This is a genomic window from Archangium sp. (assembly GCF_045802675.1).
Taxonomy (GTDB): domain Bacteria; phylum Myxococcota; class Myxococcia; order Myxococcales; family Myxococcaceae; genus Archangium.
Genome location: NZ_JBJMQO010000137.1, coordinates 132,742 through 154,618, shown reverse-complemented (window position 1 = coordinate 154,618; position 21,877 = coordinate 132,742). Strand labels below are relative to the sequence as shown.

Annotated in this window: 21 protein-coding genes; 7 read left to right on the top strand and 14 right to left on the bottom strand. The window is 69.6% G+C overall.

Annotated elements, in window-relative coordinates; translation table 11 throughout:
• Positions 1–10: 10 nt before the first annotated feature.
• The 5 genes from ACJ8AN_RS38235 to ACJ8AN_RS38215 form a co-directional block, all read right to left on the bottom strand.
• On the bottom strand, positions 11–1,162 hold the full coding sequence (locus tag ACJ8AN_RS38235) for a cysteine desulfurase family protein (RefSeq protein ID WP_407760551.1): 1,152 nt from the start codon (positions 1,160–1,162) through the stop codon (positions 11–13).
• Between the two features lie 43 nt (positions 1,163–1,205).
• The gene (locus tag ACJ8AN_RS38230; RefSeq protein WP_407760550.1) at positions 1,206–2,033 is read right to left on the bottom strand and encodes an aldo/keto reductase; all 828 of its coding nucleotides are present in this window, start codon (positions 2,031–2,033) and stop codon (positions 1,206–1,208) included.
• 9 nt (positions 2,034–2,042) lie between these two features.
• Positions 2,043–2,414, bottom strand: a complete 372-nt coding sequence (locus ACJ8AN_RS38225) for a DUF2019 domain-containing protein (RefSeq protein WP_407760549.1) — start codon at positions 2,412–2,414, stop codon at positions 2,043–2,045.
• A complete protein-coding gene (locus ACJ8AN_RS38220) occupies positions 2,411–2,893 on the bottom strand; it encodes a hypothetical protein (protein ID WP_407760548.1) in 483 nt (160 codons plus the stop codon). The genes ACJ8AN_RS38225 and ACJ8AN_RS38220 overlap by 4 nt, the downstream gene beginning before the upstream one ends.
• A 162-nt stretch (positions 2,894–3,055) precedes the next feature.
• On the bottom strand, positions 3,056–3,703 hold the full coding sequence (locus tag ACJ8AN_RS38215) for an NADPH-dependent F420 reductase (protein ID WP_407760547.1): 648 nt from the start codon (positions 3,701–3,703) through the stop codon (positions 3,056–3,058).
• A 139-nt stretch (positions 3,704–3,842) separates the two neighbouring features.
• Between ACJ8AN_RS38215 and ACJ8AN_RS38210 the strand changes: the two genes are divergently transcribed.
• Both ACJ8AN_RS38210 and rnk read left to right on the top strand, forming a co-directional pair.
• Entirely contained in the window at positions 3,843–4,415 is a 573-nt protein-coding gene (locus tag ACJ8AN_RS38210; protein ID WP_407760546.1) for an RBBP9/YdeN family alpha/beta hydrolase, read from the top strand.
• A gap of 120 nt (positions 4,416–4,535) precedes the next feature.
• Positions 4,536–4,940, top strand: coding sequence for a nucleoside diphosphate kinase regulator (rnk, locus tag ACJ8AN_RS38205; protein ID WP_407760545.1), 405 nt, complete (start codon positions 4,536–4,538; stop codon positions 4,938–4,940).
• 43 nt (positions 4,941–4,983) lie between these two features.
• Here rnk and ACJ8AN_RS38200 read toward each other — a convergent pair whose 3' ends face one another.
• Genes ACJ8AN_RS38200 through ACJ8AN_RS38180 form a run of 5 tightly spaced genes read right to left on the bottom strand, consistent with a single transcriptional unit; the run spans position 4,984 to position 9,223 of the window.
• Positions 4,984–5,484 carry a hypothetical protein gene (locus ACJ8AN_RS38200; protein ID WP_407760544.1) on the bottom strand — a complete coding sequence of 167 codons (501 nt, stop codon included), beginning with the start codon at positions 5,482–5,484 and terminating at the stop codon, positions 4,984–4,986.
• A 7-nt stretch (positions 5,485–5,491) separates the two neighbouring features.
• Positions 5,492–5,974 carry a hypothetical protein gene (locus ACJ8AN_RS38195; protein ID WP_407760543.1) on the bottom strand — a complete coding sequence of 161 codons (483 nt, stop codon included), beginning with the start codon at positions 5,972–5,974 and terminating at the stop codon, positions 5,492–5,494.
• Positions 5,975–5,977: 3 nt separating this feature from the next.
• Positions 5,978–6,337, bottom strand: a complete 360-nt coding sequence (locus ACJ8AN_RS38190) for a hypothetical protein (RefSeq protein WP_407760542.1) — start codon at positions 6,335–6,337, stop codon at positions 5,978–5,980.
• A 10-nt stretch (positions 6,338–6,347) separates the two neighbouring features.
• Complete coding sequence (locus ACJ8AN_RS38185; RefSeq protein WP_407760541.1) at positions 6,348–6,875, bottom strand: DUF4123 domain-containing protein; 528 nt, start codon at positions 6,873–6,875, stop codon at positions 6,348–6,350.
• A 20-nt stretch (positions 6,876–6,895) separates the two neighbouring features.
• Complete coding sequence (locus ACJ8AN_RS38180) at positions 6,896–9,223, bottom strand: type VI secretion system Vgr family protein (protein WP_407760540.1); 2,328 nt, start codon at positions 9,221–9,223, stop codon at positions 6,896–6,898.
• 143 nt (positions 9,224–9,366) lie between these two features.
• Here ACJ8AN_RS38180 and ACJ8AN_RS38175 point away from each other — a divergent pair, with 143 nt between their 5' ends.
• From ACJ8AN_RS38175 to ACJ8AN_RS38165, 3 genes are read left to right on the top strand one after another with little or no spacing between them, the layout of a single operon-like run.
• A complete protein-coding gene (locus ACJ8AN_RS38175) occupies positions 9,367–10,839 on the top strand; it encodes an anthranilate synthase component I family protein (protein WP_407760539.1) in 1,473 nt (490 codons plus the stop codon).
• Positions 10,836–11,408, top strand: coding sequence for an anthranilate synthase component II (locus ACJ8AN_RS38170; protein WP_407760538.1), 573 nt, complete (start codon positions 10,836–10,838; stop codon positions 11,406–11,408). Before ACJ8AN_RS38175 ends, ACJ8AN_RS38170 begins: the two co-directional genes overlap by 4 nt.
• Complete coding sequence (locus tag ACJ8AN_RS38165; protein ID WP_407760537.1) at positions 11,405–12,229, top strand: aminotransferase class IV; 825 nt, start codon at positions 11,405–11,407, stop codon at positions 12,227–12,229. The genes ACJ8AN_RS38170 and ACJ8AN_RS38165 overlap by 4 nt, the downstream gene beginning before the upstream one ends.
• Positions 12,230–12,256: 27 nt before the next feature.
• On the opposite strand, the gene ACJ8AN_RS38160 is transcribed toward ACJ8AN_RS38165, so the two are convergent.
• Genes ACJ8AN_RS38160 through ACJ8AN_RS38150 form a run of 3 tightly spaced genes read right to left on the bottom strand, consistent with a single transcriptional unit; the run spans position 12,257 to position 18,232 of the window.
• Positions 12,257–14,389 carry an ATP-binding cassette domain-containing protein gene (locus ACJ8AN_RS38160; RefSeq protein ID WP_407760536.1) on the bottom strand — a complete coding sequence of 711 codons (2,133 nt, stop codon included), beginning with the start codon at positions 14,387–14,389 and terminating at the stop codon, positions 12,257–12,259.
• Positions 14,386–17,079, bottom strand: coding sequence for an ATP-binding cassette domain-containing protein (locus ACJ8AN_RS38155; protein WP_407760535.1), 2,694 nt, complete (start codon positions 17,077–17,079; stop codon positions 14,386–14,388). The genes ACJ8AN_RS38160 and ACJ8AN_RS38155 overlap by 4 nt, the downstream gene beginning before the upstream one ends.
• Positions 17,080–17,083: 4 nt before the next feature.
• On the bottom strand, positions 17,084–18,232 hold the full coding sequence (locus tag ACJ8AN_RS38150; RefSeq protein ID WP_407760534.1) for an HlyD family secretion protein: 1,149 nt from the start codon (positions 18,230–18,232) through the stop codon (positions 17,084–17,086).
• A gap of 257 nt (positions 18,233–18,489) precedes the next feature.
• Between ACJ8AN_RS38150 and ACJ8AN_RS38145 the strand changes: the two genes are divergently transcribed.
• On the top strand, positions 18,490–20,328 hold the full coding sequence (locus ACJ8AN_RS38145; protein ID WP_407760533.1) for a hypothetical protein: 1,839 nt from the start codon (positions 18,490–18,492) through the stop codon (positions 20,326–20,328).
• Positions 20,329–20,503: 175 nt separating this feature from the next.
• On the opposite strand, the gene ACJ8AN_RS38140 is transcribed toward ACJ8AN_RS38145, so the two are convergent.
• Positions 20,504–21,268 (bottom strand): pseudouridine synthase, encoded by a 765-nt coding sequence (locus tag ACJ8AN_RS38140; protein ID WP_407760532.1) that lies wholly within the window; start codon positions 21,266–21,268, stop codon positions 20,504–20,506.
• A gap of 168 nt (positions 21,269–21,436) precedes the next feature.
• Here ACJ8AN_RS38140 and ACJ8AN_RS38135 point away from each other — a divergent pair, with 168 nt between their 5' ends.
• Positions 21,437–21,874, top strand: coding sequence for a hypothetical protein (locus tag ACJ8AN_RS38135; RefSeq protein ID WP_407760531.1), 438 nt, complete (start codon positions 21,437–21,439; stop codon positions 21,872–21,874).
• Positions 21,875–21,877 lie beyond the last annotated feature (3 nt).

Here is a 21,877-nt window from a genome sequence, read left to right as displayed (position 1 = left end):
GCCCGGACTTTCACCTGGGGGTGGGGGCCAATCTCTTCCATGCGGCGGCGAGCGCGTCCGCGGCGGCCACCACGTCCTCGTGCGTCGTGGTCCGGCCCAGGGACAGACGCACCGAGCCGAGCGCCTCGGAGGGCTCCACGCCCATGGCGGTGATGACGGAGGAAGCGGACTCCTCGCCCGCGTGGCACGCCGAGCCCGTGGACGCGGCCACCTCGGGAGCGGCCGCCAGCAGGGCCGAACCGGGCACGCCGGGGAAGCGGACGTTGAGCGTATTGGGCAGGCGCTCCACGGGGTGCCCATTGAGCGCCAGCCCCGGGACACGGGCCCGCAGCCGCTCCCACAGCTCGTCGCGGAGCCCCCGCACCCGCGCCGCCTCCGCCGCCACGGTGCGCAGCGCCACCTCGCAGGCGACCCCGAGCCCCACGATGGAGGCGACATTCTCCGTCCCCGGACGCAGGCCGCGCTCATGCCCCGCGCCGCGCAGCACGGGGCGCAGCGGGGTGCCCTTGCGCACGTACAGCGCCCCCACCCCCTTGGGCGCGCCGAACTTGTGGCCCACCACGGTGAGCAGGTCCACCCCGAGCGCCTCGACGGACACGGGCAGCTTGCCCACGGACTGGGCCGCATCGGTGTGCATGAGCCCGCCCCGCGCCCGGACCTCGCGGGCGATCTCCGCGATGGGCTGCAACACGCCCGTCTCGTTGTTGGCGTGCATGAGGGTGACGAGCGCCGTGTAGCTGCGCAGCAGGGTCACCACATCGGAGACACGGACGCGGCCCGTGTCGTCCACCGGGAGCCACCGCACTCGCCAGCCGTGATTCTCCAGCGCACGGCACGTCTCGGTGGTGGCGGGGTGATCGATGACGGAGGTCACCACGTCCCACTTCTCCGGGAGCGCCTCGGCCACGCCGCGGATGGCGAGGTTGTTGGCCTCGGTGCCATGCGCGACGAAGAGGATCTCCTCCGGCGCCGCGCCAATCAGCGCCGCCACCTGGGCCCGAGCCCGGTCGACGGCCTCGCGAGCCCGGCGCCCGTAGACGTGGGAGCTCGACGGATTGCCGAAGTGCTCGCGCAGGTACGGCACCATGGCGTCGACCACCCCGGGCAGCAGCGGCGTGGTGGCGTTGTGGTCCAGGTAGATGGGCTCTGTCGGCGCGTTCATTCGGGCCGGCATTCTGGCCGATTCCGAAGGACTCCGGCGAGCCTCACGGCACGTCCGTCGGATCCCACCCGGTGTACAGGTCCTCGTTCAACCCATCGAGCTTCCGCAGGTCCTCGGGAGAGAGGGAGAAGTCGAAGACGCTGGCGTTCTCGCGGATGCGCTCGGCGTGGACGGACTTGGGGATGACCACGAGGTCATGCTGGAGGCACCAGCGGATGAGCACCTGGGCGGGGGACTTGCCGTACTTCCGGGCGAGCTCCACGACGCGAGGGTCCCCGAGCCGGAGCCCCTTGGTGAGCGGGCTGTAGGCCTCCACGGCGATGCCCTTGCCGGCGCAGTAGCGCAGCAGCGAGGGCTGATGGAGGAAGGGGTGCTGCTCCACCTGGTTGACGGCGGGGACCACCTTGGAGTGCGCGAGCAACTGGTCGAGGTGGTTCTCGAGGAAGTTGCTCACGCCGATGGCGCGGCACTTCCCCTCGGCGAGCAGCTTCTCCAGGGCCCGCCAGGACTCCAGGCGCCGGCCGGGCACGGGCCAGTGAATCAGGTAGAGGTCCACGTACTCGAGCCCCAGGTCCTTGAGGCTGCGCTCGCAGGCGCGCAGGGCGGATTCATAGCCCTGGTCCTCGTTCCACAGCTTGGTGGTAACGAAGAGGTCCTTTCGGGGCAGACCGCTCTCACGGACCGCGGCGCCGACGTCGCGCTCGTTGCCGTAGATGCGGGCCGTGTCGATGTGCCGGTAACCGGCCTCGAGCGCCGAGAGCACCGCCTGGCGCGTCACCTCGCCCCGGGGCGCCCGGAAGACGCCCAGACCGAGCCGGGGGATTTCCACACCATTGTTCAGCTTCACTGTGGACTGGAGGTTCAGTTCCATGGTGCTCCTCTACAAGGGTTTGTAGGTACCGGCCTTCCACTGTTCCAAAGCCATTCCCGCGGACCAACTCACGAAACCACTGGGAACACTGGCGAGCTCGGTCAGGACTCGCTCGCCCTCGGCTGGAGCGAACTCCAATACGGATGCGGCGACCCAACAACGGGTTGCGGGGTTTGGATCATCGAGCAATTTCAACAATTGGCGCTGGGCCTCCACCCCTCTTGCTCGTAGTTCCCGTTCAATCGCAACAAGAATATCGAACATGCGATTGCCATCCCTGGGCCTGCAATCCTTTATGGCACGCGCCCTCTCGGCGGAGAGGCTTCTGGTCTTTTCGACCAGCTCTTCCGTTGAGAGCTTCTTGAGCTGCGCCTTCTTCATTGGATGACACCAAACTGCCTCAGGATGTTCAAACCGAAAGCACGTTGCGTCTCATAAGACTGCGTGCGAAGCCATTCGCGGACCACCAATCCCCCCTTGGCCCGGGACTTCGTCGAGTAGATCGCGCTGATCTGCTCATGCACGCTCTTGTCTACTGCGATAACATTCTCGGTGTTGTGAATGGCTTCCGCGCCGAAGCGTTCAACATTGACCTTCCGCTGTTCGACGATGTGGTGCCATTGCTTGCCCTCACCCGCAGAGCCCATGAAGTCCTTGAAGTCATCGAACGACTTGAATGCACGGTGCCCATTTGGAAGAAGCTTGCCTTCCTTTGGAATCCCGCCTGCCCCGCTCCCAGAGGACCCACCCCCTCCATTCCGGGCAGCCATGGCCATGGCGTTCATGGGTACGACGGCGCGGAGTGTTCCCTCATTCGTGGACACAATGATCCGGTCGACCCCAACCGCCGCGCCGTCCAAGCGCAAACCAATCCCACTGGACGGCGCCCCCGTAGCACACGCGCTGAGAACCAGGAGAGCCGCCAGGGCCAGCGCTCCCGCGCGTGAGAATCGCCGCGCGCCCGAGGGACTCGACTTCCGACGAGACATGGGCCGAACCTCGAACGGCCGGGGGGAGACAGCTCAGCCGCGCTTGAGCAGCTTGAAGGCCACGTGACGGCCCTGTCCACCCTTCATCGCCAGATGTATCCACAGGACGGCGAGGCTCTCCAGCAGCGCGGCGTTGCGCAGCGGTCCCACGTCGACCGGCGTGAAGCCCGCCTTCGTGGCGATGGCCGACACCAGCGCCTTGGCCTCCGCATCATCACTCGCGAGTTGCACGTCCACCGACGTGTCCCCCACGCGCGGGTCCAGGTGGAACTCGGCGCCAAAGGTGGAGAACCCCTTCACCACGCGCAGCCCCGGAAACGCCTTCGCCAGCGTGGCCGCCACCGAGCCCTCGGGCGTGGGCGCCAGCCTCGGGCCGTCACCGCCCCACGCCACGGGGTTGGTGCAATCCACCACCACCTTGCCCTTCACGTCGCCCAGCGAGCGCACGGCCTCCTCGGCGGCGTTGGCCGGCACCGCGAGGAAGATGACATCCGCCCACTGCGCCGCGGCGGATACGCTCGCCGCTTCCGCCCGGCCCTCGCACTTCGCGAGCAGCTCCTTCACGTCCGAGCCCTCCCGCACACCAAAACGAACGGGATACCCGTGGCGGGAGAGATTGATGCCGAGGCTGGCGCCGACGTTGCCCGCGCCGATGATCGCAATCTTGGAAGTCTGGCTCATGAGAAGCTCCTTGGAGTGTTTCCGCACCGCGCACGATAGCCGCCGCGAGCATACCGTGGGATGCATTCCGAGTTCGTGCTTCTGCGCCGGTTGGATCCCCTCCTCCGGGAGCAGGCGCCGAAGGCATAGGATGCACTCCATGACGCGCACCCTCACCCTCGTCCCTCGCTGGGCCGGCCATGCCGACTCGGACTTCTATCCCTGGCTCGCGAGCGAACGGCCCCCGGGCTTCGACACCGTGCGCGCACTCGAGATGCCGGACCCGAAACAGCCCACCCTCGAGGCGTGGGTCTCCGCGCTCACCACCGCCCTCGGAACGGCCCCCGCGCCCGGCACCGTCCTGATGGGGCACAGCGTGGGATGTCAGGCCGTAATGCGCTACCTGGCGGCCCTGCCTCCGGGAAACACGGTGGACGGCGTGCTGCTCGTGGCCGGCTGGTGGAACGTGGACAAGCCCTGGGACAGCCTGCGCCCGTGGTTGGACACGCCGGTGGATGTCACTCGGGTGCGCGCGGCCTCGCGCCGCTTCGTCGTGCTCCTGTCCGACAACGACCCGTTCACTTCGGACCACCGCGAGAACGGCCGGCTCTGGCGCGAACGCCTCGGCGCCGAGGTGGTGCTCGTGCCCGGCGCCCGCCATTTCAACGGCGAGCGGGAGCCCGCGGTGCTCGACGCCCTGCGTCTGCATTTCGCCGGGCCGCTCAATCCCTGACGGGCCGTCAGGGCTGGGCTCGCTCGGACGTCTGCTTTCCGACGCCCTGCCGCCATGCAGGCACGATCCCAAGCAAGCTTGGTTGACCGGCCACACGCATGGTCAAAGGATTGATTTGTCATGAGCACGCAAGAGCCGAGGATCATGGTCACGTCGACGGACATGGAGCGGCTACGGACCCTTATCGACACGACCGCGGGAGACCTCGCGGACACGCTCGATGCGGAACTGTTGCGCGCGGAGGTCGTCGAGCCCTCCCTGGTGCCGCCAGACGTCGTCACCATGAACAGCCGGGTCGTGTACCGGGACGAGGACACGGGGGAGACGCGCGAGGTGACGCTCTCCTATCCCAAGGACGCGTCCCTGGAGCAGGGGCGGATATCCGTGCTGGCGCCCGTGGGAGCGGCGCTGCTCGGGCTCTCGGTGGGGCAGGACATCGAGTGGCAGCAGCCCGGAGGCAGGCACAAGCGCCTGCGCATCGTCTCGGTGACCTACCAGCCGCAAGCGGCCGGTCACTACCACTGAGTGCCCCTCCCCTGGGGGCACTTCCCCCTGAGCGCGAGCGCGCTCAGGGTTGCTTCTTCACGGGACCGTACAGCTGGTCCTCCAGCGTGCGGATCTCCTCCTCCATCTCCCGCCGCGAGCGCTTTTCCACGACGTACAGCGTCAACAAGCGCAGGCAGTGGGGCTCGCACCGGGCGGAGATCTCACTGTTGAGCGTCAGGTGCTCGATGACCGGGCCCGCCTGTGCGTCGCCCAGCACGTCCACCCACGCGACGAAGGGATGGTAGGTGCCGCCCTGGTCGTGCGGGACGTCGTCCTCCGTGGGGGCGTACTGATTGACGATGACGCCCCTGCCCTGCGCGGGGCAGACGGCGCTGAAAATGAGCGAGCCGTCCCGGTCGGGCGGGGGGGACATCCAGCCCTCCCACGTGTCCTGCGTCTCCCGGGTCACGGACTTGAAGAGCTCGAGCCAGTACATCTGGGACATCAGGTACTGTTCCTCGTCCTCCCGGTAGCCGGAGAAGGGGAACTTCCGATGCTTCTTGAGGGCGGTCAGGGCATCCATGGGGAGGTCAGGTCTTGAAGGCCATCCCCGCGAGGACCTCGACATCCATCCGGATGCCTCCGCGGAGCGCGGGTTTGGGGAAGCTCATCTTGACGACGGCGGCGACCCCCGCGGGAGGCCGGGAGGCGACCCACCGGGTGAGCTGGGCGTATCCCGTGGCGCGCTCCTTCTGCTCCGCCCGGGACAGGCTCGAATAGAGGGCGGTGGCCAGCGCGAGTCCCTCGGCCACAGGGGGCGGCAGGGGTTGCATCCAGGGGATGGACTTCTCCAACCCACCGCCTTGCGCTTGAAAGCGGCCCCGGTGGTCCTCGGGGCATTTCGTCCGGGTCCGGGTATCCGCCTCGGCCTTGCTGCGGCTGAAGGTGTGCTCGGCCGCCTCGTTCGCCATGTAGATGGTGGCCGCCGTGGCGCCAATGGCGAGCACGCCGTAGGCGAGCCAGCCGGGTGGGCCGAACGCGAGGAGGGGAGCGGTGGGAGCCAGGGTCGCCATGACTCAGTCCTTCTGTTCCTTCCTGGCCACCGAATGGGCCAGGGAGCGCATGAGGAAATCCATCTTGGTATCCACTGTCATGAGGGGCTCCTTGAGCAAGCCGTGGACATCCTCGGACTCATGGAACCCCGGACCACAGACGAAGGCGATGAAGCACCACTTGGCGAGGTCTGCATCGCGTTGGATGCCATAGGACCTGGCCACCTGGAGGTCCGCGGCCACCCGCTGCTCGAGCGCCTTTCTCTCGAGATTGGCAACGGCTTCGGGGAGCTGCTGGGAGAGGAACTCGACGACGCGGCCGACGAACTGCCGCTCGAGTGCACTCTGGAACTGCTGCACCTGCTGCGGGGTGATGGTGAGCATCGGAGGTGGGTCAGGGGGCGGGACGCGCGAGGCCCGCGGGCCGGGCGAAACGGAGCAGCCTGCCATCTTCGGCTTCGGCGAAGAAGCAGTCGACTTCCGCGTAGAGCGCCGCTTGTTGTGGGGGTGAGCAGGAAGGGAGGAAGACCCGGAGGACGCGCGGATCATAGAACCGGAAGTAGAGCCGCTTGCCCGTCTCTTCCTCGCGAACCATCAGGAACTTGCGCAGGTGTCTGCGGAGCTCGTCGAAGGGCCGGGGGCCGGTGAGGAAGATGCCCCAGTTCCTGCCCCACCCCGCACCCACAAGGCGCTCGAGCACGGCCCGCGCCCCCGTCAGCTCCACCAGATAGGGGGCGACGGACTCCAGCTCTTCGGCCTCGGGTCCCTCGTAGAGGGAGCGGTAGGGCACTCCGGCTCGCCGGAGCAGTGCCAGCGCCCGCTCGTCCCGCGCCGCGTCGAGCACCGCGAACAACGGACCCGGGAGCGCCCCGAGCGTTTCGAGTGCCTCCTCGCCGCGCGAGTGGGGGCTTTTCGCCGGCATGTCTCTTCCTGGGGCGGTGCTCATCGGGCCTGCCGCTTCTTCTTCTCACATTCCTCGCAGAAGGGAGTGCCCTCGATGGCGGCGAGGCGGAGCGCCTGGACTTGAGCCGAGGGGGGAGGAGACGCCGCGAGCTTCTGGATCTTGCTGCCCTTCACGGTGATGTTCGAGCCGTCCAGCGTGAAGCTCGTCGCCTTGAACTCCACCTTGCCGGACTTCTCGACCTGGAGCACCCGCCGGCCGTTGACGATCAGCGAGAACTTGTCGGCCTTCAGCTCGAAGCTCTTGGCCAGCCAGCTCGCCGGTTCCTGGATCTGCAGCCGCGACGTCTTGCTGTTCTCCTGGGAGTCCGTGCCCACCGTCACGTTGACCGACCCGCTGACTTCCGAATTCCAATCCCGGTTGACCTTCGCCTGCTTGTCCTTGGCGATGATCTCCTGGCGGCTGCCCTCGACGAGCTCCTCGTAGGCCGCGCCCACCTGGTTGGACTTGAGGCCACCGACGGCCTCGTTCATCGCCAGGGCGACGTTGATTGCATAGCCCGCGCCGATGGTGAGCGCCTTGGCCGCCCCCACCGACTCCGAGGCCGCCATCGAGATGGAGGCCGTGAAGTTCTTCGCCACGGTGATGGACTGGTTGCCCTCCACCGCCTCGGAGTGGCTGCCCACCGTGGCCGTGGTGCGGTTGCCTCGCACCTGGAGCGTCTGGTTGCCCTTCACCAGGCTGTCGTCATCGAGGGCGACGGAGAGGGACTGGTTGTCCTCCACCGTGCGCTGGCGGTCCTTCTTCACCAGGAGCTCCTCGTAGCCGAGCACCTGCTGGTCCTTGTCGTTCTCGGTGACGAGGTCCTCGTCCTTCTGTCCGTGGACGAAGATTTCCTCCTGACCGGCGGAGTCCTCGACGCGGAACTCGTTGAAGCCATCGCTGCCCAGGCTGGAGGCACTCTTCAGCGTGGACTTCGTCTTGTCGTCCGGCAGGGCGTAGGGCGTCGGGTTGCTTCCGTTGTAGACGGTGCCGGCGATCAGCGGCCGATCCGGGTTGCCCTCCAGGAAGCGCACCACCACCTCCTGGCCAATACGTGGCAGGTACAGCGCGCCCCAGGCTGGACCGCCCCAGGTCTGGCCCACGCGCACCCAGCACGAGGCCTTGTCGTCCCGCTTCCCCTCCCGGTCCCAGTGGAACCGCACCTTGATGCGCCCATGGTCATCGGTGTGGATCTCCTCGCCGGAGGAGCCCACCACCGTGGCCGTCTGCACTCCGGAGATGACGGGCGTGGGGGTCAGACGCCTCGGACGGAAGGCCACCCGGGCCGGCATGCACCGAAACTGGTTGCGGTACAGCCCGCCCAGCGCCTCACGGCCGCCCGGCGTCTCCGGCTGCACCCCCATGTGGCTCACTTCCACCAGGGTGTACTCGCCCGCGTGCGTCCCGTCGTCCTCCACCTCCAAGCGGTAGCCCGCGGTCAGGCGCGGAGCCACGCTCTCCCCCTGAAGCGTGCGCGCCGCCTGCACTGCCTCCTCCAGGCGCACCCGGGCGGCCTGCTGACCCACGCCCGGTGCCACGTACTCCCCCGGGTAGTCGTACACCTCCAGCGCGTCCTGGCCATTAGAGGCGTCCTGCACCTTGCCCGACACATCCAGCATCGGCTTCTCGAAGTCGAAGTCCTTGAGGTGCACCTTGCCGGGACGCAGCCGGTGGGCCCGCTCCAGCGAGGTGAGGTACTCGCCCTCCGCCGCCCGCCCGTCATGCTCGAGCAGGGACAGCTTCGCTCCTCCCAGCAGGGCCTCGTGCACCGTGGGCTTGTCGCCCACCACCAGCGTGTGCCCGTCCTGCGTGTGCTCGAAGAAGTAGAAGAGACCCTCCCACTCCATCAGCCGGCTGACGAAGGTGAAGTCCGTCTCCCGGTATTGCGTGCAGTACTCGCGCGCCTCGTAGCTGCCGCTCAGCGCCCAGCGCACCTTCACCCCGGCCTCGCCCAGCACCGCCTTGACGATGTCCAGCACCGCCTTGCCCTGGAAGATGCGGCTCTTGCGCACGCGGGTGAGCCACCACAGCTTCGGCACCACGCACACCCGGTAGCGCCAGTGCCCACCGCGCAGCCCCAGCGCATCCACCGTGCGCACCTGGCCATGCACGTACCGGGGCTCGGCCCCGGGCACCTTCAGCGTCAGCACGGCCTCGGTGCCCAGCAGCTCCGCCGTCTCCAGCGGCGCCTCGGACGCGGAGTGGAACTCCACCTGGAACTCGTAGAGGCGGCTCAGCCCCTCGGAGCCCGCGAAGCGGTTGACCACCAGCTCCTCCGCCCCGTGAGGGCCCAGGCTCAGAGAGATAGCGGATGCAGGTGCTCGCATATGGGCTGGGAAGCGTACCGTGTTTGGGAGGCACCCGGGCGCCATTCCTCCCGCCCGGAGCGCGGGCGGGCGGGCGCCATGCAGAGTGAGCGGAAGGGGGACACTGCGCACGCACTCGGCCCCTTTGATAGAAGGCCCCGCCCATGTCGCCCGCATCCCCCCTCCCGCCCACACTCGACCGCGAGCGCTTCGACGCCCTCGTAGCCGAGGGCTTCGATCAGGTCCCACTCCTCCGGGTGGTGGAGCTCCAGGGCCTGAAGCCGCTGGACCTGTTGCGGGCCCTGCCCCAGGGACACCGCTTCCTATTGGAGAGCACGCGCACCTCCAGTGAAGGCCGGTACTCCTTCGTGGGAGCGCGCCCCTTCCTCACCTTCCGGGCCAAGGGCGAGCGGTGCGAGGTGAACGGCGAGCCGCAGCCGGGCGCCCCCCTGAGCACCCTGCGCAACCTGCTGAAGCGCTGGAAGGGCATCCGGCTGCCGGGGATGCCGCTGTTCTGCGGTGGCGCGGTGGGCTTCTTCGCCTACGAGGCCGCGCACTACTTCGAGTCCCTGCCGCGCCACGCGAACGATGACCTGGGCGTGCCGGACATCGCGTTGAACTTCGTGGACACCTTCGTGGCGGTGGACCACCAGGAGAACCGCGCACTACTCGTGGCCACGGGCAGCGACTACGACGACTGCGCCCGCCGGATTTCGGAGCTGGAGCGCGTGGTGCGGGAAGTAGAGAGCCGCGGACCCGCTGCGCCCGCATGGCGGCTCGGGGACGCACAGACGCCGGACGTGGCGTGGCGCTCCAACTTCACGCAGGAGGACTATCAGCGCTCGGTGGAGCGCGTGCGCGAGTACATCCGCGCGGGAGACACCTACCAGGTGAACCTCTCGCAGCGGCTGGAGGTGGAGCCCGGACTCCCGGCGCTGGAGCTGTACGAGGCGCTGTCCACGCTCAACCCCGTGCACTTCGCCAGCTACCTGGAGGTGGACGGCTTCGAGGTGGTGAGCGCCTCGCCCGAGCGGCTGGTGCGGGTGGAGGACGGGCGGGCCATCACCCGTCCCATCGCGGGCACGCGCCGCAAGGGCACGCCCGAGGAGAACGCCCGCTTCGTCCACGAGCTGCGCACCAACGAGAAGGAGCGCGCCGAGCACGCGATGCTGGTGGACCTGGAGCGCAACGACCTGGGGCGGGTCTGTGCCTACGGCAGCGTCCAGGTGGCGAAGCTGATGGAGATCATCGAGTACGCCCACGTCATCCACATCGAGTCCGAGGTGGTGGGTCGGCTGGCTCCCGGAGTGGAGCCGCTCGACGTGGTGGCGGCGGTGTTCCCGGGAGGCACCATCACCGGCGTGCCCAAGATCCGCACCATGCAGATCATCACCGAGCTGGAGCCGCACGCGCGGGGCCTCTACACGGGCTCGCTCGGGTACCTGAGCTTCACGGGCGAGCTGGACCTGAACATCGTCATCCGCACGATGGTGCTCGAGGGCGGCAGGGCCTGGGTGCAGGTGGGCGCGGGCATCGTCCACGACTCGGAGCCGAGGCGCGAGTACCAGGAGACGCTGCACAAGGCACGCTCGCAGCTGCTCGCGCTGTCGGCGCGCCCGGCGGGAGACGCGTCATGATGCTGCTCATCGACAACTTCGACTCCTTCACCTTCAACCTCGTGCAGGCGCTGGGCGGGCTCGGGGCGGAGCTGAAGGTGGTGCGCAACGACGCCCTCACGCTCGCCGAGGCGGAGGCGCTGCGGCCGGACCACATCGTCATCTCCCCGGGCCCCTGCACGCCGAACGAGGCCGGCATCTCCCTGGACATCATCCGCGCCTTCGCGGGCCGGGTGCCCATCCTCGGGGTGTGCCTGGGCCACCAGTCGCTCGGGCAGGTGTTCGGCGGGCGCGTCGTGCGGGCCCCGGTGCCCGTGCACGGGAAGACGGGCGACATCCACCACGATGGCCGGGGCGTCTTCCGGGGACTACCCAACCCGTTCGTCGCCGCGCGCTACCACTCGCTGGTGGTGGACCGCGCGAGCCTCCCGGACTGCCTGGAGGTGTCGGCGTGGTGTGGGGACCTCGTCATGGGCCTGCGCCACCGCGCGCACCCGTGGCTCGAGGGCATCCAGTTCCATCCCGAGTCCTTCCTCACGCCGCACGGCAACCCGTTGCTCGCCCGGTTCCTGGAGGCGCGCATCGGATGACGGACACGGTGGCGGTGAACGGCGAGGTGCGGCGGCTGGAGGAGCTGCGGCTCCAGGACTTCCTCCAGTCCTTCTTCTTCGGCGCGGGCTTCTTCGAGACATTCCTCGTCACCGACGGCACGCCGATGTTCCTCGAGCGGCACCTCGCTCGGCTGCGGTCGAGCCTCGTGGCCCATGCGGGGTGCGTGCGCGCGCCTCCGCCGGAAGTGCTCACCGCCAGTGCCGTGAGGGACTCGCTGCGCCGGTGCCTGGAGGCGGATACCCGCCTCGGGCCGCGCTTCACCGGCGTGGGCAAGCTGGTGGCGGGAGACGAGCGGCTGCTGCTGTCCTTCCGGGCCCTCGCGCCCCAGCACGAGCGCACCCAGCGAGAGGGAGTGGTGCTCGACGCGCTGGAGGACCGCTGCTACCGCCGGGGAGACCCCACCCTGAATCACAAGAGCGTCTCGTACCTCCGGCAGTACGCGCACCTCGGGCGGGGAACCGCCTTCGCCAACGAGGCCGGGGAGCTGTGCGAGGTGGCGAATGGAAACCTGTTCTTCCTCGTGGAGGACGCGGTGGTGACGCCACCGCTGGAGGCCCCCTGCCTCCCGGGCATCATCCGCGCCGTGCTGCTGGAGGAAGGGCGGCTCGGGGGAAGGCCCATCGTGGAGCGCCCGGTGAAGCGCGCGGGACTCGAGGCCGTGCGCGGCTGTGTCCTCACCAACTCCGTGGGGCTCGCACTGGCCGTCCCGCGCCTGCTCGGGCGGGAGCTTCCCGAGAGCCACGCGCTCGCCGAGCAGGCCCGCGCCGTGGTGTGGGAGCACGCGCGGCGCGAGGGATAGGGCCCCAGGCGGAAGGCGCCCCGGCTCTCAGGGATGCGCGATGACGATGAGCGTGGGCGCCCGAGCCTCGACGCACGCCATCACCTTGCGCATGGTGACGGGATCCAACGCACCGAAGGCCTCGTCGAGCACCACGACGCGGGCCCCCCGCTGCAACAGCGCCCGCGCCACGAAGACGCGGCTCTGCTCCCCATGCGAGAGCTGCCAGCCGCGCTCGCCCACCTGCTCCATCAATCCCGAGGGCATTCGCTCCAGCAGCTCGCCCAGCCCCAGCTCCTCGCAGAGCACCTTGGCGAGGCTCATGTCCTCGGCGGTGGGAGGCCAGCTACGCCCCAGGAGCAGGTTCATGGCCAACGTGCCGGACACCACGTGGTTCTCGTGGAACTGGGGGGCGCCAGCGATCTGCGCGCCCCACCCGTCCATGGACCAGGTGGCCATGTCCAGGCCCCCCAGCAGCATCAGCCCCGAGCCCTTGCCCCGCAGTCCCATCAGGATGGACGCCAGCGTCGACTTGCCCGAGCCCGAGGGCCCCTCGAGCAGCACGCGCTCGCCCGTGCGCACCACCATCGAGGCCCGATCGAGCACCGCTCGGGGAGCCTGCGCGTGTTTGAAGACCAGATCGCGCACCTCGAGCACGGCCTGGGTCCTCGGGAGCTCCGCGTCGGGAGGCAGCGGACTCGCCGCGCCCTTCGCGGCGGTGGCCTGACTCGCGGCCGCGAGGATGGGACGGACTCCGCGAAACAACACTCGCGCCCCATTGAGGGCCAGGACTCCGGTGGTCAGCGTCGTCACGGCACGCGCCGCCAGCAGCGCCGCTCCCACGCCCACCGCGATCCTCGCCGTCGAGGCTCCCGCGAGCACACCGGGGAGCGTCGCGAGAATCGCCACCGGGAGCAGTCCCCGCCGGGCGAGCGTCATGACCCGCGCCGTTGCCGCGTCCCAATGCTCGGAGGCCTCGGCATAGCGTGCCAGCTCGTGGTCCTCCTCTTCGTGCCAGCGCTCGGGCTTTTCCTGCGCGAGCCGCGTCCGGTGGCCGATCATCCGCTCGATGAGCGCATGCGTCATGGTGACTCGCGCATCCGTCCACTGGCGGAAGCGCGAGGCCTGGCGGACGACGAGCACCGCCAGCGCGCCGCAGAAGGCGCCCAGTGCCACCAGTCCGAAGCCGCCCGCGGGGCCCGACACCATCACGCTCGCCGCCAGCACCAGGTCGAGCACCGCGAGCAGACTGGAGAAGCCGCCCGCCAGCGCCATCTGCTCCATCCCCGCGCTCTCGAAGGTCCTCCCGACGTACTCGCCAATGCCACCGCGGCGGGCCTCGTCCACGGGCAGCGCGAGCGCTCCCGCCAGCAATTGCCTGCGCAACAGCGCGGAGAAGTCCAGCACCAGGGCGCCCTGCGACCAGGCCAGCACCGCCTGGAGCGGCACCATCGTCAACCCCATGAGGGCCCAGGCCCAGAGCCATCCCCGGTCCAGCCGTCCCTCGAAGGCGCCCCGCCCGATCAACCACCAGCTGGAGAGCATGCACACCTGGATGACCGCCGACAGCAGCAGGAGCAGGAGCAGCCGCCGCCCGACCCGCATCGCCCGCAGGTGACCGCGCAGGCGGGCTCCCGGTGGCAGCCGGAGCCTGCGCGCGGCGAAGAGGTGGATGTTGGAGAGCTGGACCGCCAACAACGCCTTCCGCGCCTGGGTCCGCTCGGGCTCCCGCAGTCCGGCCCGCTCCAACACACGCTCGGCCACGGGTCCCTGGCGGCTCTCGACGCGCTCCCGCACCGCGTCGGCCAGCGTGGAGAAGGAGACCGAGTGCCGCGTGTCGTCGGGCGCGAGCACCCGCACGAGGCCCCCCGAGGAAGACACACCGAGCAGGGCGATGACCGAGGGCCCCTGGGCGCTCTTCAGCTCCACGAGCGCCGGGGCGGCCTGGGCCAGGACCTTGTCGACCTCTCCGTGGCGCGTGTAGAGCGGGTCCAACTCGAGCCCCAAGGCATGGGCCGCCGTGTCCAACCACATATCCACGCGCCTCGGGTCCTCGGGCACCGCTCGCGAGAGGGCCGGAAGCGGATGGGGGAGCGGCAACCTCGCCGCACGGGCCAACGCTTCCATGGCCTCTCCCGCGCGATTCATCGGCCAGACCACCGCGTCCAGCTCACCCGTCATGAGCCCTCCTCCACCAGCTTCTCGGAGAGCACGCCGCGATCCAGGACGAGGCGCCTCCACCCCTCGCGCCTGGAGAGCTCCCGCCGCACCACCGACTCCTCCTCCAGCAAGGCGCGATAGAGGGAATCCTCGCGCGCCGCGAGCGTCCGGGGAGCGCCATCCTCGACCAGCCTGCCGCCGTGGATGACGAGCACGCGGTCGAACGAGAGCGTCTCGGCGAGGTCATGCATGATGCACAGCAGCGTGGCCCCCTCGAAGGATTGCCGGGCCCGCTCCAGCAGCGCCGTGCGCCGGTCCCGCTCGAGTCCCCGGAAGGGCTCGTCGAAGATGGCCAGCCGCACCCCGGGCCGCAGCAATGCCCGGCCCAGCCGCACCCGCTGCCCCTCTCCGCCCGACAGCAAGGCGCCCCCCTCGCCCAGGCGGGTCTGGAGACCCTGGGGCAGCTTGTCGAGCAACTCGATGAGGTCGGCCCCGTGCAGCACCTGGCCCACCCGGGGCAGCACCGCGTCCGCGTCGGCGCCATAGGCGAGGTTGTCCACCAGCGGCTTGTTCCAGAGCGTCACCTCGGGATCCACCCACGCCGTCTCCCGCCTCAGCCGGGACAGCACCTCTCCCTCCAGCGGCTCGCCGTCCACCTCCACCCTGCCGCCCGAGGCCCGGTGCCAGCCCAGCAGGACTCCGACCAGCGACGACTTCCCGGCGCCCGAGGGGCCCACGATGGCGATGTGCTCTCCGGCTCGAACCGAGAGGTCAATCCCTTGCAGCAGCGTATGGCCCGCGGCCCTCACCTCCACCTGGTGCAGCGAGAACGAGACGCCCCGGGCGCCTTCCGCCGGCCGCTCCGTTCGCGTCCGCGCCAGCGGGGCCAGCGCGGCCTTCGTGGCCACCTCGTCGGGGGCGAGCAGCGGCTCCATCAAGCGGGCGGTGAACGACGAGGCCGCGGGGTACTGACGCAACGCCTCGGCGAGCTGCCGGCCCAACGTCACCAGGGCCAGCGCCCAGTAGACGAGCAGCAGGACAGCCCCCGGCCGGACCCCTCGCGAGAGCGCGTGCAGGACGATCACCACCGCGCCCCCGGTGGCGACGAAAGAGGAAACCGTATCGACGGTGACGCCACGGCGCAGCAACGTACGGGCCGCGGAGATGTACTCGCGCAGAGGCTCTTCCTGGGCCCGGCGAAGCGTCAGCTCGGCGCGGTGTGCCCGCAGTGCCACCGCCCCGCGCAACGCATCGAGGTAGAAGCCCGAGAGCACCCCATCGAAGTCGCGCAACCGGCGATCCGTCTCGAGCAGCGAGCGCTGCGCCACCAGGGGAATGGCGAGCGCCATCGCCCCCACCAGGAGGATCAGCGGCGCGCTTCGCGGTGCCAACCACATCAACCCCGCGAGCGTCACGAGCAGCTCGGCACCGGCGCGCAACACCAGGGCGGCGAGGCCAGGCACGGTGCGCACCATGTGGATGCCATGACAGCGCTGCGCCATGTCCGAGACGAGCCGGCTGCGGAAGTAGCGGTCTCCCAGGCGCGGAATCTTGTCGAGGAACGCGAGCCGCAGACGCAGCTCCAACCGCCGCCCCAGCTGGAGCGTCCCGAGCGAGAGGGGCAGCTCGAGCGTCAGCAACAGGCCCAGCAGGGCGAGCAGCGTCATGACCCCGCCAATCCGCTGCTCGGCCGTCGTGAGATAGCGCCCCGCGTCGATGACCCCGCGCAGGAGCAGCGCTTCCAGGAAGCCACCCACCGCCGCGACCACTCCGATGGCGGCGAGCACCAACGGGGTGAGCACTCCGTCCCGGCGCAACAGGGCCACGAGCTCACGCAGCGGCCGGGTGGGCGGCTCTCGCAACGAGGCCTCGAGCCCGGGCGGCAGCGGCGATTCATCCGCCTGGCGCTCGCCGCGCAGGCCCCTGGCATGGACGCACACGACTCCGCGCAGGGTGAGCGTCTCGGCCTCCGGCCCGCCCACCGCCGTCCAGTAGGCGGAGGGAATGAGCTCCTCGGCGCGGCCCTCGTCCACGGCCGTGAGCACCTCGCGCAGCAGTTGCTCGATGAACCCCACCGCCGATTCGCCCCGCTGGACGCCTCCGCCCTCCACGAGCGTCTCCACCAGGCGCACCGTCGCATCCAGGCAGGCCAGGCCCTTCCAGGTGGAGTCCTCCAGCGCCTCGGCGGCGAGCCGCTCCGACACCGGCTCCTCCACGAGCGCGGACAACCTGCGGCGCAGCCCCACGAGGAACTCCTCCGTGCCAGCCCACTCGCGGAACGCCTCGGCTGGCACGGGCGTCGCGTGCACGAAGAGCTGGTCGAGCAGGCTGGCCTCGGAGATCCACTGCCGTCCCACCGCTGGATCCATGATTTGGATGAAGCGGCCCCACTTCCTCCACACCACCACGAAGTGCAGGTTGCCATTCGCGCGCCGCACCACCATGAGGGCCGGCAGCGCCCGGGTCTCGTCGAAGAGCAGATGATCACGCGGGAGCATGGACTGCTCGGCTTCCAGCCCCATCTTGGAGGCCAGCTCCTCGAGCACATCGACGGACGTGCCATCGACATCGGTCTGGCAGGCCTCGCGGAGCCGGCCATAGCTGACCGGTACTCCGAAGCCACCGAGCAGGGCCTTGAGGGCCGCCGGACCGCAATCCATGGCCGAGGTCTGGATGACCTCCGGGATGAGGAAACGTGGTGTACCCGCCATGCGCTCAGCTCCCGCCCTTGGGTGGTTCCGCGCGTGCCGGTGCATCCAGCTCCTCGCCGAAGGCACGCAGCACGAGCCGCGACGGCGTGGACTGCTCCACCGCGATGTCGACGGCGCCAGGCAGGCCGTGCTCGAGCGGGATGCCCCGGGGCAGCTCATCCACCGAGAGCTCGACGCGCACCAGGCCATCACGGGCCTCGCTCGCCACCGCCACCACGGTGGCCTCCAGCATGCCGAACTCGGTCCAGGAGAAACCCTCCAACCGCATGCGCGCCCGCTGTCCCTCGCGGATGCGCCCCAGGGCCTCGGGGGAGAACTGCGCCACGATGCGCACCGGGCCTCCCGCGACGACCGTCGCGAGGGGGTCTCCCGCCTTCACCTGCGCGCCCACCCGTGGGGAGCTCGTCTCTCCAATGACTCCCTCCGCGGGCGCTCGAATGATGTGGCGCTCCAATTCCTCGCGCAGGCGGGCCACGTTGGCGCGCGCGACGCTCTGGCTCGACTCCAGCCGGGCAATCTCCCCCCGCAGCGCGGCGATGCGCGAGCGCCGCTCGGAGGACTGCACCGTGCCTTCCGAGCCCACCCGCGCCAGCGCCGCACGCGCGGCATCCCTCGCGGCCAGCGAGCGCTCCAGCGCCGTGCGAGACCTGCGCCACTCCATCTCGCTCAACACGCCCCGCTTCCAGAGCCCTTGGGTGCTCGCCTCCTCCTCCTGGGCCCGCTGCGCCACCACCTCCGCGTCGGTGAGCCGGGCCTTCGCCTCCTCCACGCCCGCGGCCCCCTGCCCCCTCTGCTCCACCAACGTGCTCTGCTCGGCCTGGAGCTCCGCGCGCGCAGCCTCGAGCTGCGGCCCCAGTCCCTGGAGCACGGCCTCCGCCTCCGCCACCCGGCGCTCCTCGGGCTCATGGGCCAGCTCGACGAGCACGTCCCCCGCATGCACCGCCCGGTGAAGCTCCACCTGCGTGCTCACCACCTGCCCCTCCACGGGCACATCAATGGCGTACACCTCGCGATGGAGCTCCAGCCGCGACTGCGCGCTGCGCTCGTAGACGGTGACGTGCGCCAGGAGGAACCAGACTCCCCAGGCGGCCAGCAGTCCCACCGGCAGCAGCCAGAACGCCGGCCGCCCCCGCCCGCGCACCAGCGCTCGCATGGTGCGTGGGAACAGCCCCTCACCCTTCATTGGAAGTACCCCCTTGGCTGCGCGCTCGTCGGAGATGGAGGACTCCCGGCGGGTTTGTCGTGAGGGCCACGGCCACCGCGAGCAGCCCGCTCGGCCCCCGGGCGGGCATTCGCGGCGTGACTCGAATCACAAGGGCCCCACCCCCTGCTCAGTCCGTCCCGGAAAACCCCATGGGAGCAGTTCCCCGCGCGCCTGAAACTCCCGGGCCTGCTCCGAGGAGCGCTCACATGAGTCAGGAAGCCGTACCGATTGAGCCGCACGAGACGCTGTACGTGCCCATGCGGCGCCGCTTCAGCACCGAGTACGAGACCACGCCCGAGGGCGTCCGGGAGCTGCACATCTATTACGGCTTCAAGGAGATCACCCTCGACGAGCCGGAGCTGCTGCCCTTCGGAGAGATGCTGGTCAAACAGGACCAGTTCATGGCGGGCAGCGCCACCACGTGGAGCGCGGGCGAGCCCCACTCCTGGGAGCGCATCCGCCGGCTGCTCGAGGCGCTGCTGGCCGAGGAGATCCTCTCGCGCGAGGCGCCGCGGCTCTCATCCGAGAGTGGGTTTCATCGCCGGATGCTGGAGGACGAAGCCCTGCGGGAGGCCCCCACCGAGCCCCTGTGGTGGAACCCGGACTGCCCCCGAGTCATGGAGCGATTGGCGGGACGGCCGCTGGAGCTGGGCTTCGTCGAGGCGGTGGTCCCGGTCCATCGCCTGGCCCACCCGGCGCTCGACGCGGAGGGACGCCACGTCGGCGAGAGCAATGTCTTCCCCGAGGCCATGCGCATGAAGCGTCAGACCGAATGGCGCATGTGCCTCTACCCGGGCAGCCGCTATCGCAACGACGCGATGATGAACATCACGGCGCTCAAGGCGATGTCTCAGTATTGGAAGCCCGTGTTGAGGGGGGTAGGCGCGGTCAGCGAGGAATTCCTCCACCGCTATTCCCTGCTCCCGGACGGCCGCTGGCGGATGGGAGATCTCCACGCCGTGGCTTGTAGCGTGTTGGCCCTGCCGACCCTGCTGCTGATGCGAGCGAACGAGCCCGTCTCCAGCGGCGGGTTGGATCCGGTGCTGTCCTCCATGTTCCGGGTGACGGATGGCGTGCGCATGGCGATGGCCTACATGCTCTTCCTCCCCGAGCGGCCCATGACGTACGACACGCCCCTGTCGGCGGCCGAGCTGTTCCGCGCTGTCGAGCATGACGGCTACTTCCTCTCGAACCGGGGCGTCTGCGCTGGCCCTCCCCCCATGGTGGAAGAGCTCTTCGCGACGTTGATGGAGGGCAGGCCCGTGGCGGGCGCTCCCTCGCCGTCCCAGCCAGAGTGGCACGCCGAAATTCCCGCCGCGGTGGACTATGCGCTGCGCGGGCTCCAGCTCTATTGCCTCCAGTTCAACCTGTGGAGCCACATGTGCCGCGCCTACGAAGTGATTCGCGCGGCGCTGCTCGAGCTGGAGGACGAGCCGGGGGGGATCCACGGCCGGTTGCGCGAGCGCATCGAGCGCGATTGGGAGCTCATCCTTCCCACCCGGCTGCACGACGCCACCCAGCGGGACTGGGCCGAGGCCCGTTATATCGAGATGTACGAGCGCGCCCAGCGGGGCCTGAGAGGTTTCCGGGAGGAGGCGCTGCTGCCCCTGCGGGACGCATTCACCCCGGCGCGCGACGAGGTGGACGAGCAGGCCCACCTGCGGCTGCGGGAGTTGCTCCACTCGCGTGCGGGTTCGCCCTCGGGGGCCTGGGGAGATGCCCTGGATGCCGTGGCGGACGCCACCGCGGAGTACCTCGCCATCGAGCGCCCGGCGCTGCGCGCCCTGGAAGAGGTCCAGCGCCAGGTCAACGCGTTGCTCCAGCGCCCCCACCCGGCTCGGAAGTTCTCCAGCGCGGACCTCGCGCTCCATCACCGCCTGCGCGTGGGAACCCCCGGCGTGTTGCCCTACCTGCTGGACGTGTTCCGGGAGGAGCTGGGCCTCGTCATCGAAAATACGGAGGATCGGACGCGGCTCGAATCACAAACAAATATCCCTTCGCTCCATAGGAGTGAAACGCAGCACGAACAGGGAGCACACAGATGAAGATCAAGACGACGGTCCGGGGTGGTCTGCAGGCAGTGACGAGCGTTTACGGTGGCCGCGGCTGCGGCGGTGGCGGCATCTACCCCATCCGGCAGACCTACCTCGTGCCGTAATCCAAGGTAGGTCCCCCCCGAGGCCCCTTCTGGAGATTTCGCCAGGAGGGGCCTTCGTGTCTTCAGGCGCGGAAGCCGAGGCCCTGTTCCACCTCGGCGTCCGAGAGCAGCCTCCAGGCGCCCTCGGGCACATCCAGGGACAGCGTGCCCACGGCCTCGCGGTGCAGCGTGAGCACCGGGTGCCCCACCGCCGCCAGCATCCGTTTCACCTGGTGGTGCCGCCCTTCGGTGAGCACCAGCTCGACCCGGCTGGGAGCGAGCAACCGGGCCCCCGCCGGCCGCGTCGGTCCGTCCTCCAGGACGATGCCCTCTCGCAGTTGCCGCAGGGCCTCCACCGAGGGACTCCCCTCGACGTCCGCCACGTACCGCTTGGGCAGGTGCGTCCGCGGCGCCGTCGCGTGCGCCACCAGCCGCTCCTCATTGGTGAAGAGCAACAGGCCCGTGGTGTCCCGGTCCAACCGCCCCACCGCCAACCACTCGTAGCCGCGCAGCTCCGGGGTGAGCACCGCGCGCAGCCGCTCGAAGACGGTGCCGAGGCCCTCGGGATCGCTCCCGTGCACCACCACGCCAGGGGGCTTGTGGAACATCAACGCCCGCGTCCGCGCCTCCAGGGAGCAGGGTTGTCCGTCCACGCGCACCGCGCTGCCCGCGAGCACCGGCGCGAAGGGCTCCGTCTCCACGCGCCCGTCCACCTCCACACGCCCCTCGCGCACGGCCCGCTCGGCCTCTGCCCGGGGCAGCACCCCCGCACGCCCGAGCGCCCGCACCAACCAGTCCGCGCGGCTCCCCTCCGGCACCGGCGCCTGGCGTCGGCGCGCGGCCTCCAACCACCTGGGGGTTTTCTGTTTCCTGCCTTTATTCCCATTCCCCACGCGCGAATTCCTCTTTCCGCCGCCTGCTTCACGAGCGATTCCCACTGCATTCCTGGCGCCTGCCTGAGCGTGCCTAGCTTGTTTCCTAGCACGACGTTTCCAACCCACTTCGGAGGAGACCACATGGCAACTGTTACTGAAGGAGGAATCCAGGGTTCCAGCTTTACCGGCGCCAGTCCCAATATCGGAACGAGTGATGTTTCGACACAGGGCTCGGACACCGGCTTCGCGGCCCAGGGCAAGGAGCAGGTGAAGCGCGTCACCAGCGTGACGCGGGATCGCGTCTACCACCAGGTGGACTCGCGCAAGGACGACCTCATCAAGGGCCTGCAGGGCTTCGTCTCCACGCTCGAGAACGCCTCGCAGAACTCGGATGGCTTCTCGCAGCAGGTGCTCAACGGCGCCGTGGGCTACATCCGCAAGGTCTCGGACCGCATCGAGAACGGCTCCACCGAGGAGCTGATGCAGGACGCCAGGCAGTTCATCCGCGAGAAGCCCGCGCCGTTCTTCGCTGGCTGCGTCGCCCTGGGGTTCCTCGCCGCCCGTATCCTGAAGGAATAGGGA

Bases quoted from the DNA above. Each gene is read 5' to 3' on its own strand.
- ACJ8AN_RS38175 (WP_407760539.1), top strand. From the start codon at position 9,367: ATGTCGCCCGCATCCCCCCTCCCGCCCACACTCGACCGCGAGCGCTTC.
- ACJ8AN_RS38145 (WP_407760533.1), top strand. From the start codon at position 18,490: ATGAGTCAGGAAGCCGTACCGATTGAGCCGCACGAGACGCTGTACGTG.
- ACJ8AN_RS38215 (WP_407760547.1), bottom strand. From the start codon at position 3,703: ATGAGCCAGACTTCCAAGATTGCGATCATCGGCGCGGGCAACGTCGGC.
- ACJ8AN_RS38165 (WP_407760537.1), top strand. From the start codon at position 11,405: ATGACGGACACGGTGGCGGTGAACGGCGAGGTGCGGCGGCTGGAGGAG.
- ACJ8AN_RS38155 (WP_407760535.1), bottom strand. From the start codon at position 17,079: ATGGCGGGTACACCACGTTTCCTCATCCCGGAGGTCATCCAGACCTCG.
- ACJ8AN_RS38230 (WP_407760550.1), bottom strand. From the start codon at position 2,033: ATGGAACTGAACCTCCAGTCCACAGTGAAGCTGAACAATGGTGTGGAA.
- ACJ8AN_RS38190 (WP_407760542.1), bottom strand. From the start codon at position 6,337: ATGCTCACCATCACCCCGCAGCAGGTGCAGCAGTTCCAGAGTGCACTC.
- ACJ8AN_RS38135 (WP_407760531.1), top strand. From the start codon at position 21,437: ATGGCAACTGTTACTGAAGGAGGAATCCAGGGTTCCAGCTTTACCGGC.
- ACJ8AN_RS38200 (WP_407760544.1), bottom strand. From the start codon at position 5,484: ATGGATGCCCTGACCGCCCTCAAGAAGCATCGGAAGTTCCCCTTCTCC.
- ACJ8AN_RS38180 (WP_407760540.1), bottom strand. From the start codon at position 9,223: ATGCGAGCACCTGCATCCGCTATCTCTCTGAGCCTGGGCCCTCACGGG.
- ACJ8AN_RS38225 (WP_407760549.1), bottom strand. From the start codon at position 2,414: ATGAAGAAGGCGCAGCTCAAGAAGCTCTCAACGGAAGAGCTGGTCGAA.
- ACJ8AN_RS38195 (WP_407760543.1), bottom strand. From the start codon at position 5,974: ATGGCGACCCTGGCTCCCACCGCTCCCCTCCTCGCGTTCGGCCCACCC.
- ACJ8AN_RS38210 (WP_407760546.1), top strand. From the start codon at position 3,843: ATGACGCGCACCCTCACCCTCGTCCCTCGCTGGGCCGGCCATGCCGAC.
- rnk (WP_407760545.1), top strand. From the start codon at position 4,536: ATGAGCACGCAAGAGCCGAGGATCATGGTCACGTCGACGGACATGGAG.
- ACJ8AN_RS38235 (WP_407760551.1), bottom strand. From the start codon at position 1,162: ATGAACGCGCCGACAGAGCCCATCTACCTGGACCACAACGCCACCACG.
- ACJ8AN_RS38160 (WP_407760536.1), bottom strand. From the start codon at position 14,389: ATGACGGGTGAGCTGGACGCGGTGGTCTGGCCGATGAATCGCGCGGGA.
- ACJ8AN_RS38150 (WP_407760534.1), bottom strand. From the start codon at position 18,232: ATGCGAGCGCTGGTGCGCGGGCGGGGGCGGCCGGCGTTCTGGCTGCTG.
- ACJ8AN_RS38185 (WP_407760541.1), bottom strand. From the start codon at position 6,875: ATGCCGGCGAAAAGCCCCCACTCGCGCGGCGAGGAGGCACTCGAAACG.
- ACJ8AN_RS38170 (WP_407760538.1), top strand. From the start codon at position 10,836: ATGATGCTGCTCATCGACAACTTCGACTCCTTCACCTTCAACCTCGTG.